The organism is Streptomyces corynorhini (assembly GCF_003346515.1).
Classification (GTDB): Bacteria; Actinomycetota; Actinomycetes; order Streptomycetales; family Streptomycetaceae; genus Streptomyces; species Streptomyces corynorhini.
This window is the reverse complement of record NZ_QQNA01000006.1, coordinates 52,881-65,952: the sequence shown is the minus strand read 5'-3', so window position 1 is coordinate 65,952 and position 13,072 is coordinate 52,881. Positions and strand designations below refer to the sequence as shown.

General features: G+C 70.9%; 11 protein-coding genes and 5 tRNA genes. 10 read left to right on the top strand and 6 right to left on the bottom strand.

Going from position 1 to position 13,072, the window contains the following annotated elements:
• The 4 genes from DVH02_RS01610 to DVH02_RS01595 all read right to left on the bottom strand — a co-directional run.
• On the bottom strand, positions 1–582 hold a 582-nt coding region (locus DVH02_RS01610), incomplete at its 3' end, for a GTP-binding protein (RefSeq protein WP_114621850.1).
• Positions 563–970, bottom strand: coding sequence for a DUF742 domain-containing protein (locus tag DVH02_RS01605; RefSeq protein WP_114621845.1), 408 nt, complete (start codon positions 968–970; stop codon positions 563–565). The genes DVH02_RS01605 and DVH02_RS01610, both read right to left, overlap by 20 nt.
• 109 nt (positions 971–1,079) lie before the next feature.
• Positions 1,080–1,493, bottom strand: coding sequence for a roadblock/LC7 domain-containing protein (locus DVH02_RS01600; protein WP_030351794.1), 414 nt, complete (start codon positions 1,491–1,493; stop codon positions 1,080–1,082).
• Between the two features lie 9 nt (positions 1,494–1,502).
• Entirely contained in the window at positions 1,503–5,456 is a 3,954-nt protein-coding gene (locus tag DVH02_RS01595) for a nitrate- and nitrite sensing domain-containing protein (protein WP_114621844.1), read from the bottom strand.
• Between the two features lie 586 nt (positions 5,457–6,042).
• Between DVH02_RS01595 and DVH02_RS35450 the strand changes: the two genes are divergently transcribed.
• From DVH02_RS35450 to DVH02_RS01560, 8 genes are all read left to right on the top strand, one after another.
• Positions 6,043–6,207, top strand: coding sequence for a hypothetical protein (locus DVH02_RS35450; protein ID WP_199566129.1), 165 nt, complete (start codon positions 6,043–6,045; stop codon positions 6,205–6,207).
• A 187-nt stretch (positions 6,208–6,394) separates the two neighbouring features.
• Positions 6,395–7,180, top strand: a complete 786-nt coding sequence (locus DVH02_RS01590; RefSeq protein ID WP_114621843.1) for a fumarylacetoacetate hydrolase family protein — start codon at positions 6,395–6,397, stop codon at positions 7,178–7,180.
• On the top strand, positions 7,173–8,663 hold the full coding sequence (gene gltX, locus DVH02_RS01585; RefSeq protein WP_114621842.1) for a glutamate--tRNA ligase: 1,491 nt from the start codon (positions 7,173–7,175) through the stop codon (positions 8,661–8,663). Before DVH02_RS01590 ends, gltX begins: the two co-directional genes overlap by 8 nt.
• A 216-nt stretch (positions 8,664–8,879) precedes the next feature.
• Positions 8,880–8,951 (top strand) — tRNA-Gln (locus DVH02_RS01580).
• A gap of 18 nt (positions 8,952–8,969) precedes the next feature.
• Positions 8,970–9,042 (top strand) — tRNA-Glu (locus DVH02_RS01575).
• A gap of 61 nt (positions 9,043–9,103) precedes the next feature.
• Positions 9,104–9,176: transfer RNA gene (locus DVH02_RS01570), tRNA-Glu, on the top strand.
• Positions 9,177–9,193: 17 nt separating this feature from the next.
• A tRNA-Gln gene (locus tag DVH02_RS01565) sits at positions 9,194–9,265 on the top strand.
• An 18-nt stretch (positions 9,266–9,283) separates the two neighbouring features.
• A tRNA-Glu gene (locus DVH02_RS01560) sits at positions 9,284–9,356 on the top strand.
• Between the two features lie 74 nt (positions 9,357–9,430).
• Here the strand turns inward: DVH02_RS01560 and DVH02_RS01555 are convergent.
• Positions 9,431–10,093 carry a MerR family transcriptional regulator gene (locus tag DVH02_RS01555; protein ID WP_199566126.1) on the bottom strand — a complete coding sequence of 221 codons (663 nt, stop codon included), beginning with the start codon at positions 10,091–10,093 and terminating at the stop codon, positions 9,431–9,433.
• A gap of 93 nt (positions 10,094–10,186) precedes the next feature.
• Between DVH02_RS01555 and DVH02_RS01550 the strand changes: the two genes are divergently transcribed.
• On the top strand, positions 10,187–10,675 hold the full coding sequence (locus DVH02_RS01550; protein WP_233517974.1) for a DUF4188 domain-containing protein: 489 nt from the start codon (positions 10,187–10,189) through the stop codon (positions 10,673–10,675).
• Between the two features lie 58 nt (positions 10,676–10,733).
• Here the strand turns inward: DVH02_RS01550 and ndgR are convergent, their stop codons facing one another.
• Positions 10,734–11,450, bottom strand: coding sequence for an IclR family transcriptional regulator NdgR (ndgR, locus tag DVH02_RS01545; RefSeq protein ID WP_114621840.1), 717 nt, complete (start codon positions 11,448–11,450; stop codon positions 10,734–10,736).
• Between the two features lie 181 nt (positions 11,451–11,631).
• On the opposite strand from ndgR, the gene leuC reads away from it, so the two are divergent.
• Complete coding sequence (leuC, locus tag DVH02_RS01540; protein ID WP_114621839.1) at positions 11,632–13,071, top strand: 3-isopropylmalate dehydratase large subunit; 1,440 nt, start codon at positions 11,632–11,634, stop codon at positions 13,069–13,071.
• Position 13,072 lies beyond the last annotated feature (1 nt).

The window sequence follows — 13,072 nt, the reverse complement described above, 5'->3', positions numbered from 1 at the left end:
GAGTCGTGCCATGAGGGCGTGTTCGACGAGGGTGATGAGTCCGCTCTTGGCGTCGGCGCGGTGGCGGGCGTCGGTGGTGATGATGGGGGTGTCGGGGCCGATCTGGAGTGCTTCGCGTACTTCGTCGGGGGTGTAGGGCTGGTGTCCGTCGAAGCCGTTGAGGGCGATGACGAAGGGGAGTCCTGAGTTTTCGAAGTAGTCGACGGCGGGGAAGCAGTCGGCGAGGCGGCGGGTGTCGACGAGGACGACGGCGCCGATGGCGCCGCGTACGAGGTCGTCCCACATGAACCAGAAGCGGTCCTGGCCGGGGGTGCCGAAGAGGTAGAGGATGAGGTCTTGGTCGAGGGTGATGCGGCCGAAGTCCATGGCCACGGTGGTGGTGGTCTTGTCTCCGGTGTGGGTGAGGTCGTCGATGCCGGCGGAGGCGCTGGTCATGACGGCTTCGGTACGCAGCGGGTTGATCTCCGAGACGGCGCCGACGAACGTGGTCTTGCCCACGCCGAAGCCGCCCGCCACCACGATCTTCGCGCTGGTGGTCGACCGCGCCGTCCCGGCGCTGCCGCTAGAGCTTGCGAAGTCCACTGAGCACCCTTTCGAGCAGTGTCACATCCGGCGTGCCGCCGGCCTCTCCGTTGCCCGGCTGGTGGATGGCCACCATGCCGGCTTCCGCCAGGTCGGCCACGAGGATCCGGGCGACGCCGAGCGGCATGGTGAGCAGCGCCGACACCTCCGCCACGGACTTGACCTCACGGCACAGATGGCAGATCCGCTGGTGCTCGGGGAGCAGCGTGGCGAGATGTGCCGGGTCTGCCGTCGTACTGACCAGCGCCTCGATGGCGAGCTGGTACCGCGGCCGGGTCCGGCCGCCGGTCATGGCGTACGGACGTACCAGCGGCTGATCGCCCTCCGAGCCGTAGGACGCGTCCATTGAGGCACCGTACGGATCGTGAGAGGCGGGTGGCGGGGTCATGAATCCTCCGGGCGTGACAGCAAGATGCCTTGTGCCGTCTGACTTGGCCGGTGGGGGGCCGGTTGGGCGGCCGGACGGTGGTGGGAGCTGGGGGCGGTACCTGGAATCCTCAGTGCAGCAGGCTTCCCTGGAGTTCGGCGCGCAGGTCCGGAGTGAGGACCGTACCGGCGCGGTCGACCAGAAGGGCCATCTCGTAACCCACCAGGCCGATGTCGCACTCGGGGTGGGCGAGCACGGCCAGGGAGGAACCGTCGGAGACCGACATGAGGAAGAGGAAGCCGCGCTCCATCTCCACCACGGTCTGGTTGACCGGGCCGCCTTCGAAGATCCGGGACGCCCCCGCGGTCAGCGAGGTCAGACCGGACGCCACGGCCGCGAGCTGATCGGCGCGGTCGCGGGGGAAGCCCTCGGACATGGCCAGCAGAAGTCCGTCTGCGGAGACCACCACCGTGTGGGACACCCCGGGGGTGTTGTCCACGAAGTTGGTGATCAACCAGTTCAGATTCTGCGCAGCCTGACTCATCGGACTCAACTAACGCTCCTGCTGGTGAGAGGTGCCGAGGTTGAATCCGTTGTTCGCCGGGCCGGTGTTGCCCGCCTGACGACCTTGCTGGATACCCCGACGGAGATTGGTCAGCCGGCCGCGTACGTCAGCGGGTGCACGAGAGACCTGCGGACCGGCCTGGGTGTTCTGTTCCTGCGCGGTTCCCGGCACCAGGTTGGCGCGCGGTACCCGGCGGGGCAGACCGGAGGTGGTGAGACCGCCGGCCTGGGGCTTTTTGGCCCGCTCGGCCTGGCGTACCAGCTCGTCGTTGGGCGAGGTGCGCCAGGAGGAATTGGCGGCCACGCCGTTCGTGCCCGAACCGTTGTTTCCCGAGTCGTTGCCGCCCGAGGGAGCACCGAAGCTGTTGGTGCCCGAGTCGATGGTGCCGAAGCCGCCGGCGCTGGTGCCGTTGATCCCGGAACCGTTCGCTCCGACACCGTTCGTGCCCGAGCCGTTCGCTCCGGAGCCGTTCACACCGGAGCCGTTGGAGGTGTCCCGCCGCGGCATGAGCGGTTCGCGCCGGGGCATCGGCGGTTCCGGCCGACGCGGGGGCTCGAACGAGGACGGCTCGTACCCGGCGGGCTCGGAGCGCGGCGGCTCGAACGCCGACGGGGCCGAGGGCTGCGCGGGGAACCGTGACTCGTCGCGCCGCTCCGGCTCACCGGGCCGCGGACCGCCGTCCTGGGCCGCACCACCCTGCTGCGTGGTGTGGAACCAGTTGGTCTCCAGGTTGTCGTACAGCGGAGTGCTGCCGTCACCGGGACCGGCCGGGGGCAGCGCCTCGGGCTGCGGCTGCGGCGGCAGGCTCGGGGGACGGTAGCCGCCCTCGGAACCGGGCACCGGAGCGGGCGCGGGGGGCCGCGGGGCGTTGAAGTCCTGCTGGCCGCCGAAGTCGGACTGCGGGCGGAAGCCGGACCTGTCGTTCTGGTCCTGCCTGCCGCCGTACTCGCCGTGGTAGCCCGTCGGCGCCGGGGCGTTGAAGTCGGGCCGGGGGAACTGCGCGGTGGCCGCGGCGTCCTGCGGGGCGTTCTGGCCGGGGCGCGGGGCGTTGAAGTCCGGGCGCGGGAACTCCGCCGTGGCGGCGGGGCCCTGCTGCTCGCCGGTCGGGCGGGCGAACTGGCCGGTGGACTCGTGCTCCTCGTGGCCGCGCGGGGCGTCCGGCGAGGGGCGCTGCGCGCCCGACGCCTGGTCGGCGCCCCAGCTGGTGGTCTGCGGGCGCTTGGGCTGCGGGTTGCCCTCAGGCAGCTCGGCGCGCGGGCCGCCGGGCGGCGGAAGCTGCCGGCCGCCGGGGGCGCCGCCCTGCTGGAAGGCGTTCTGGGCACGGCCGCTGAAGCCGTTCTGCCCGCCCTGTCCGTTCTGCCCGCCCTGACCGCCGCCCTGGCCGCCCTGACGGTCCTGGCCCTGGGGCGCGGGGGGCTGGCCGCCGCGGTTCTGCGGCGGGGGACCGAAGGCGTTCTGGGCGAAGACGCTGGGCTGCTGGCCGGTGCCCTGGCGCTGCGGGTCCTGGGGACCGCCGGAGCGCGGGGGGCCCGCCTGCGGACCGCCCTGCGGTCCGCCCGGCGTGCCGCCGTCCCTGGCGGGCAGCGCCGCGCGCGGGCTCGCGCCCGGCCCGACCTGGCCGCGCGGCGCGCCCGCGCCGAGCAGACCGGGGGCGGGCGCCCCGCCGGGGGCCGCGCCGAGGCCGGGCCTGCCGGCCCCGGCCGCGCCGGCGCCGCCGGGCAGCTGGCCGCCGACCGGGGGAGCCTGTACGGGGTTCTGGCCCGGCCGGCCCACCGGGCCCTTCTTGCCGCCCTGGGCGACATCGACCGGCAGCATGACCAGCGCGGTCGTACCGCCGGAGTCGGAGGGGCGCAGCTGGATCCTGATGCCGTGGCGCAGGGACAGCCGGCCGACCACGAACAGACCCATGCGGCGCGAGACCGAGACGTCCACGGTGGGCGGCGAGGCGAGCCGCTCGTTGATCGCCGCGAGGTCCTCGGGCGACAGGCCGATGCCGGTGTCGTGGATCTCCACGAGCACCCGTCCGTCCGGCAGCGCGTGGCCGGTGACCCGGACCTTCGTCTGCGGCGAGGAGAACGACGTGGCGTTCTCCAGCAGCTCGGCGAGCAGGTGTACGAGGTCGTTGACGACGCGCCCGGCGACCTCGGTCGCGGGGACCTGGGCCAGTTCGATGCGCTCGTACTGCTCCACCTCGGAGGCGGCGGCGCGCAGGACGTCGACCAGCGGTACGGGCCTGGTCCAGCGGCGGCCCGGCTCCTCGCCCGCGAGGACGAGGAGGTTCTCGCCGTTACGGCGCATACGGGTCGCGAGGTGGTCGAGCTTGAAGAGGGAGGACAGCTGGTCCGGGTCGGCCTCGCGGGACTCCAGTTCGGAGATGAGCGAGAGCTGACGCTGGATGAGGCCCTGGCTGCGGCGCGAGAGGTTGGTGAACATCGCGTTGACGTTGCCCCGCAGGAGGGCCTGCTCCGCGGCGAGTCGTACCGCCTCGCGGTGCACGTCGTCGAAGGCCGAGGCGACCTTTCCGATCTCGTCCCTGGAGTGCACACCGACCGACTCGACGGAGGTGTCGACGTCCTGCGGGTCGGAGTCGGAGAGCTGCTTGACCAGCTCGGGCAGCCGGTCCTGGGCGACCCGGGTCGCCGTGTCCTGCAGCCGCCGCAGCGAGCGGATCATGGAGCGGGCGACCACGAAGGCGCCGACCAGCGAGACACCGAGCACGAGGAGGATCACGGCGCCGTTGATGAGCGCGTCGCGCTGTGAACTCTCGCGCAGCTCGCGGGCCTTGGCCTCCATCTCGCCCAGCAGCGTGGCCTCGATGTTCTTCATCGCGGCGATGCGGGTGGACGCCTGGTCGGTCCAGTCCAGGTACGAGCGGTTGGGCTGCGAGGCGAGCCCGTCCTGCCGGTCGAGCACCCGGTCGGCGTACTTCTCCGACGCCTGGATCTCGGGGCTGCCCTGGCCGTTGAGCGGGGCCATCAGCGCCTCGGCGTCGCCGCCCATGGCCTCGTACAGCGCGCGGAAGGAGGTGAGCGCGTTGCGCTCCTTCTTCGCGGCGGCCAGACCGTACAGCCGGTCGTTCTCGTTGATCTCGCCTTTGTTCTTCGGGTCGGCGGGCAGCGCGGCGGCGATGATGGCCCGCTGGATGGACGCGTACTCCTTGGCGGAGGAGAACGCGGCCAGCGCGCGGGTCCGCTTGATCATGTCCGGGTTGCTGGTCGCCTGGGCCATGTCCTGGGACAGGCTCAGCAGGGAGTCGATCAGTCCGCTGTACGCGTCGACGGTCAGCGAGTGCGCGTCCGAGTTGTACGCGTCCTTGCGGATGTCGTTGATGCCGTTGACCTGGGTGGCGATCTGGTTGACGTTCGAGCGGATGCTCTCCAGCGCCTGGTCGCCATCGGTGTTGCCGATGTCGACCGTGGTGTCGAGGAAGCCCTTCTTCGCCCGGTCGGTCTTGGTCCGGCGGTCCTGGACCCGGAAGTCCTTGGCGGTGGCGCCGTTGGTGAGGGGGCCGGCCGACTCGTCGCGCTCCGCCTGGAGGGCCTGCGCGAGGTTGGTCGCCTCCTTCGTCATCTTGGTGAGCAGCTGCATGTGCTCCAGCTGCTGCATCTCGTTCAACGAGTCGTTGATACGGAGGCCGCCCAGTGTGGTCGCGGCGACCACCGGGAGGGTCAGCAGCGCCACCAGGCGGGTGCTGATGCGCCAGTTGCGCAGGGCTACCCGCGAGCCGGGATCGGTGGGGTCCTTGACCTTCGCCCCGGGCTGGTCGGCGGCGGCGTCGTGCCCCGCGGGCGCCGCGCCGGGAGGACCGCCTCGGCCGCCGCTGTCGCCCGAGGGCGCCGGGCCCGGGTTCTGGGTGTGCTGGGGCGAGGAGCCGCGGTCGGTTCCGCTGCGGGGCTCCTGCTCCGCCGCAGCGCTGCTATCCCTCTTGAAACGTCCCTGCACTAGCGTCGCAACCTCTGGACCAGGCGTCCCCCCGCGAACGGGAGAACGGTGTCGGCGTCGTGGGGCGCAGAACGCTCCCCATGGTGGTCGTGAGTGACCGGCGCTTGCTCCCCTTCCCCGCCGCCGCTCGGCGCTGCGTTGCGCCCTTGCGCGCCGGACCTGAAACCCGCGGCGGTGGGGGGAATTCCAGCACAGTGCAGGATCTCCAACAAGGCCGGAGGGCACGGCTGTGACGGGGATGACACGGCGTGAGCGCCGGATCACCAGCCGTAGAAAGCGTTCACGGAGGAAAGGGACTTTTATTGACGACCCGCTTACGGGTAGGGGGTGTCCCAGTCCTCATGATCAACAGCGGAATGCACCGTTCAGTAAGGCAATGTCCGTTTCCAAGGTCACGTGCGACCACCCGTAATGCGGCGAATGTCCGTCGATTCGTGAGCAAACTCACACGGTGATCGCCCATGGATCCCGGCCGTGACGGGGAATGGGATGTCTAGCCTGGCGCTTTACAGGGATGGCATATCCGACAACCGGCGCTCCCGCGCCCGTACTCCGACAGGGTCTGACACCACAGATGAAGACGACGATGATGTTCCGAGCCACCGCGAACCCCCGCCGCACCACGCTGGCGCACGTCGAGGACGCGGAAGAACTGGTACCCGCGGAGCGCCCGGAACATGCGGCCACCCTGCCGACCCGCACCGCCAACCCCCGCCGCACCACGCTCATGGTCGCCCCCACCGCCCAGTAGGCCCACCCGGTTCCACGGGTCCCGCCCCGCGCGCACTCATACGTGGGGGTGGCACCCGGCGTTCAGTACCCGGCGTTCGGCGTGCCCCTCGACGGCGCCCGGCGGACCGCGAGACGGCCCCCTGCCGCGCGTTAGCCTGGAGCGTCAGTCTCCGGACCAGCGAGCAAGTGAGGGGCGACAGCATCCCGTGCGCATCGCCAGATTCTCCATCGACGGCAATGTCGCCTTCGGCGCGGTCGAGGGCGAAGGCAGCGGCGACTCCGCCGGCCTCGTCCTCGACATCATCAAGGGCATTCCGTACTCGGACTTCGAACTCTCCGGGACCAAGGTCCCGCTGAGCAAGGTACGGCTGCTTCCGCCCGTACTGCCCAACAAGGTCGTGGGCTACGCCCGGAACTACCGGGAACACGCGGCGGAGCTGGGCAACGAGGTCCCGCCCGCCCCGTTCGCCTTCTTCAAGCCCACCACCGCGGTGATCGGCTCCGGCGACGCGATCGAGTACCCGGCGTTCTCGAACGACGTCAGTTACGAGGCCGAACTCGCCGTCGTCATCGGCCGGATGTGCCGCGAGGTGCCGCGCGAGCGCGTCAAGGACGTCATCTTCGGCTACACCTGCGCCAACGACGTCACCGCGCGTGACACCCAGAAGAGCGAGAAGCAGTGGGCCCGCGCGAAGGGCTTCGACACCTCGTGCCCGCTCGGCCCCTGGGTGGAGACCGCACTCGACCCCTCCGACGTGACCATCCAGTGCACGGTCAACGGCGAACAGCGCCAGCTGGGCCGTACCAGCGAGATGGTCAACTCCGTCGAGGACCTCATCGTCAACATCACCGAGGCCATGACCCTCCTTCCGGGCGACGTCATCCTCACGGGCACCCCTGCCGGGGTCGGCCCCCTCAGCGTCGGCGACGAGATCGCCGTCACCATCGAAGGCATCGGCACTCTCACCAACAGGGTGATCAAGCGTGGCTAGCGCACACTCCGGCACGGACAGCACCGTCCGGGTCCGTTTCTGTCCCTCCCCGACCGGCAACCCCCATGTGGGACTGGTCCGCACCGCCCTGTTCAACTGGGCGTTCGCCCGCCACCACGGCGGCACCCTGGTCCTGCGCATCGAGGACACCGACGCGGCGCGCGACTCCGAGGAGTCGTACGGCCAGCTGCTCGACTCGCTGCGCTGGCTCGGGCTCGACTGGGACGAGGGCCCCGAGGTCGGCGGCCCGCACGCGCCGTACCGGCAGTCCCAGCGGATGGACGTCTACCGCGACGTCGCCGAGCGGCTGCTCGCCGCCGGGCGCGCGTACCACTGCTACTGCACCACCGAGGAGCTGGACGCGCGCCGCGAGGCCGCCCGCGCGGCCGGCCGGCCCTCCGGGTACGACGGCCACTGCCGCGACCTGAGCGCCGAGCGGAAGGCGGCGTACGAGGCCGAGGGCCGCACCTCCATCGTCCGCTTCCGGATGCCCGACGAGCCGGTCACCTTCACGGACCTGGTCCGCGGCGAGCTGACCTTCACCCCGGAGAACGTGCCGGACTACGGCATCGTCCGGGCCAACGGCGCCCCCCTCTACACGCTCGTCAACCCGGTCGACGACGCGCTGATGGAGATCACCCACGTCCTGCGCGGCGAGGACCTGCTCTCCTCCACCCCGCGCCAGATCGCCCTCTACCGGGGGCTGATCGAGCTGGGCGTCGCCAAGGACATCCCGGCGTTCGGGCACCTCCCGTACGTCATGGGGGAGGGCAACAAGAAGCTCTCCAAGCGTGACCCGCAGGCGTCCCTCAACCTCTACCGGGAGCGCGGCTTCCTGCCGCAGGGGCTGCTCAACTACCTCTCCCTGCTGGGCTGGTCGCTCTCGGCGGACCGCGACCTGTTCTCCATGAAGGAGATGGCCGCCGCGTTCGACATCGCGGACGTCAACGCCAACCCGGCGCGCTTCGACCTGAAGAAGGCCGAGGCGATCAACGCCGACCACATCCGGCAGCTGGACACGGCCGCGTTCATCGAGGCGTGCGCCCCGTGGCTGAAGGCCCCGTACGCGCCCTGGGCGCCGGAGTCCTTCGACGCCGCCGCCTTCGCGGAGCTGGCGCCGCTGGCCCAGACCCGGGTCACGGTCCTCTCCGACATCACCGCCAACGTCGACTTCCTCTTCCTCGACGAGCCGGTGACGGACGAGGCGTCCTGGGCCAAGGCCATGAAGCCGGGCGCCGACGCGCTGCTGGCCACCGCCCGTACGAAGATCGCCGCGGCCGAGTGGCACGCCGAGGCGCTCAAGAACGCGGTCCTGGCGGCCGGCGAGGAGCACGGCCTCAAGCTCGGCAAGGCCCAGGCACCGGTCCGGGTCTCGGTCACGGGCCGCACGGTCGGCCTGCCGCTCTTCGAGTCCCTGGAACTGCTGGGCCGCGAGCGCACGCTGTCCCGGATCGACGCGGCGCTGGCCAGGCTCGCGGCGTGAGGACCTGACGCGCAACGCGTGCCGCGAGGGGCGGGCTCCCGGGCGGGAGACCCGCCCCTTCCGTCGCCCCGGAAGCGCACGTACGCAGGCATGTTTACTCGTTTTGGAGCGCCGTCCACGATCAGGTAATGTTCTTCCTGCGCCGCCCGGGAAGGCCGAAAGGCCCGGCCGGGAAGCGCAAGCCGGAACAGCGCCCCAGCAGGGGTTCGGTTTTGGTGGGCTATGGTGTAATTGGCAGCACGACGGTTTCTGGTTCCGTTAGTCTAGGTTCGAGTCCTGGTAGCCCAGCGCAGATGTTTCTGCAACGCCCCCGTTGTGTAGCGGCCTAGCACGCTGCCCTCTCACGGCAGTAGCGCCGGTTCGAATCCGGTCGGGGGTACAGATCCTTCTCTCCGACGTCCTCGGGTCGCACCCGGATACGTTGATGCAGGATCGCTAGGGCCCCCGTTGTGTAGCGGCCTAGCACGCTGCCCTCTCACGGCAGTAGCGCCGGTTCGAATCCGGTCGGGGGTACTGGACTGAATAACCCATGGGCTATGGTGTAATTGGCAACACGGCGGTTTCTGGTTCCGTTGTTCTAGGTTCGAGTCCTGGTAGCCCAGCGCAGATGTTTCTGCAACGCCCCCGTTGTGTAGCGGCCTAGCACGCTGCCCTCTCACGGCAGTAGCGCCGGTTCGAATCCGGTCGGGGGTACAGAAGAACGACGAGAGAGGCCCTTCCCCACCCGGGGGAGGGCCTCTCTCGTCTGTCCAGCGGCCCGCCCGCCCTCAACCGCCGCCGCCGAAGCGCCTGTTGGACTCCTCCGCCTCCGCCAGTCGACGCAGGCCCAGCAGGACCGGCTCGTACAGCACCGTCAGCGCCACCGCCGCCTCCACCTGGCCGGCGCCCGGCTCGTACCGCTCCACCATGTCCAGATCGACCGCGCCCAGGTCGGCGGCCGAGCGCGCGTACGCCAGCAGATCCGCCGGCGCGCACGGATAGCCCGTCCGCGACAGCCCCGCCACCGCGTCCACCAGCATGCGGTACGCGGGAGAGCTGTCGCCCTCCGCACGGCTGAACGTCCAGCCGATCCGCTCCAGCGCCTCGTCCACGGCCCGCGTCGCCTCCTCCCGCACCTCGTCGGGGCCCTCGCCGTCCCCCGCCGGGCCGGGCGAGCCGTGCGGCAGCGCCCAGACCGCCGCCCCGATGCGCTTGTGGCGGTCGAGCGACTCGTCCTCCACCGCCACCAGCACCTCACGCGCCGTGGCCACCGGCATCCGGCCCACCTGGATCAGCGCCCGCACCAGCCGCAGCCGCCGCAGGTGGTCCTCGTCGTACTCGGCCTGGGTGGCGCTCACCCGGCGGCCCGGCCGCAACAGCCCCTCGCGCAGGTAGTACTTGATCGTGGCGGTGGCCACCCCACTGCGTTCACTCAGCTCCGCCATGCGCACGTGCTTGCACCTTTCCCTGGAGAGTGTCACTATCCAAGCATGGATAGTGGAGCTATCCAATGTGTGGGTGACATCACGACGAAGGGGACCGGTATGCCCGAGAAGCCGATCAAGGGGCGGATGACCGCACGCGCGGACGGGGAGGTGACCGTCTTCCTCATCGGGATGCGTATCAACAAGTTCCGCGCGCCGCGCGACTGGTGGCCGGTGGCCAGGGCGATGCCGCGCATGCTCAAGGAGCTGTCGCGGGAGGAGGGCAGCGGCCTGATCGGGGCGCGCACACTGATCGGCGGGCCCCGGCTGATCTACGTCGTCCAGTACTGGGACTCGAAGGAGAGACTGCTGGCCTACGCGTCGGCCGCCGACGGGGCGCACCGCCCGGCCTGGGCGGCCTTCAACCGCAGGCTGCGGGAGGCGCACGGCGGGGTGGGGTTCTGGCACGAGACCTACGCCGTACCGGCGGGGTCCTACGAGAACGTCTACGTCGACATGCCGGAGTTCGGTCTCGGGAAGGCCACCGGCGTGGTCCCGGTGGGCCGACGCGGGGAGAGCGCCGCCGAGCGGCTCGCCGCACGGGGGTGATCCGGGGTGGCCGCTGCGGCGCTGGAGCGGCCTTCCGGTGTCCGTGCTGGGCGGCGGCTCAGCTCGTGCGGCGCAGGGCCTCGCTCAGCCGCCCCGCCGCGTCGATCACCGCCTGTGCGTGCATACGGCCCGGGTGCCGGCTGAGTCGCTCGATCGGTCCTGAGACCGAGACCGCGGCGACCACCCGGTTCGACGGGCCGCGCACCGGCGCCGAGACCGAGGCCACCCCCGGCTCCCGCTCGCCGATCGACTGGGCCCAGCCCCTGCGCCGTACGCCCGAGAGCGCCGTCGCGGTGAAACGGGCGCCCTGAAGGCCCCGGTGCAGCCGCTCCGGCTCCTCCCAGGCCATCAGGATCTGGGCCGAGGAACCGGCTTTCATGGTGAGCGTCGAGCCCACCGGCACGGTGTCCCGCAGTCCGGAGAGCCGCTCCGCCGCCGCCACACATATCCGCATCTCGCCCTGGCGGCGATAGAGCTGCGCGCTCTCGCCGGTCAGGTCCCGCAGATGCGTGAGTACGGGTCCGGCCGTGGCCAGCAGGCGGTCCTCACCGGCCGCGGCGGCCAGCTCGGCCAGCCGCGGACCGAGGATGAACCGGCCCTGCATGTCCCTCGCCACCAGTCGGTGGTGTTCCAGTGCCACGGCCAGTCGGTGGGCCGTGGGCCGTGCGAGCCCGGTCGCCGCGACCAGCCCGGCGAGGGTGGCCGGACCGGACTCCAGGGCGCTCAGTACCAGAGCAGCCTTGTCGAGAACGCCGACGCCGCTAGAGTTGTCCATGAAACGATACTCGCGTCTCACTCTGTGAAACGCAAGTTCAATTTCCCGGGGAACTTGCCAACCTGTATGTACGGGCTCGCGGACCATCGGGCCCCAGCCGACGTCCGGTGCGTGGGGTACGGACGTAGGCCCACACATCTCTAGGAATGCCGGCCGCCAGAGGCCGGCCGGAGGGAAAGCGATGGGTAGGACACTCGCGGAGAAGGTCTGGGACGACCATGTCGTCCGGCGCGCCGAGGGCGAGCCCGACCTCCTCTTCATCGATCTGCACCTGCTGCACGAGGTGACCAGCCCCCAGGCGTTCGATGGACTGCGCAAGGACGGCCGGCCCGTCCGGCGGCTCGACCTCACCATCGCGACCGAGGACCACAACACCCCGACGCTCGACATCGACAAGCCGATCGCGGACCCCGTCTCCCGGGTCCAGTTGGAGACGCTGCGCAAGAACTGCGCGGAGTTCGGCGTACGGCTGCACTCGCTCGGCGACGTCGAGCAGGGTGTCGTCCATGTCGTGGGCCCGCAGCTGGGACTGACCCAGCCCGGCACCACCGTGGTCTGCGGCGACAGTCACACCTCCACCCACGGTGCCTTCGGCGCGCTGGCGTTCGGCATCGGCACCAGCCAGGTCGAGCACGTGCTGGCCACCCAGACGCTGCCGCTGGCCCGGCCCAGGACCATGGCCATCACGGTCGAGGGCGAACTGCCCGCCGACGTCACCGCCAAGGACCTGATCCTCGCCGTCATCGCGAAGATCGGCACCGGCGGCGGCCAGGGCTACATCCTCGAATACCGGGGACCGGCCATCGAGAAACTCTCGATGGAGGCCCGGATGACCATCTGCAACATGTCCATCGAGGCCGGTGCCAGGGCGGGCATGATCGCCCCGGACGACATCACCTTCGACTACCTCAAGGGCCGCGACCACGCCCCCGCGGGCGAGGAGTGGGACGCGGCGGTCGCCTACTGGCGCACCCTGCGCACCGACGACGACGCGGTCTTCGACGCCGAGGTCCTCGTCGACGCCTCCGCGCTCGCCCCGTTCGTCACCTGGGGCACCAACCCCGGCCAGGGCGCCCCGCTGTCCGCGCGGGTCCCCGACCCGGCTTCGTACGAGGACGCTTCGGAGCGGAACGCCGCCGAAAAGGCCCTGGAGTACATGGGGTTGACCGCCGGACAGCCGCTGCGCGACATCAAGGTCGACACCGTCTTCGTAGGCTCCTGCACCAACGGCCGTATCGAGGACCTGCGCTCGGCGGCCTCCCTGCTGGACGGCCGCAAAGTCGCCGACGGGGTACGGATGCTGATCGTCCCCGGCTCGGTACGGGTCGCCCTCCAGGCCGTCTCCGAGGGGCTGGACAAGGTCTTCACCGCCGCGGGCGCCGAATGGCGGCACGCGGGCTGTTCGATGTGTCTGGGCATGAACCCCGACCAACTCGCGCCCGGCGAGCGTTCGGCGTCCACCTCCAACCGCAACTTCGAGGGCAGGCAGGGCAAGGGCGGCCGGACCCATCTGGTCTCGCCGCAGGTCGCCGCCGCCACCGCGGTACTGGGCCATCTGGCCTCGCCCGCCGATCTGTCCGACGCCGATGCCACCGGCCGTACGCCCGCTGGAGCGCGATAAC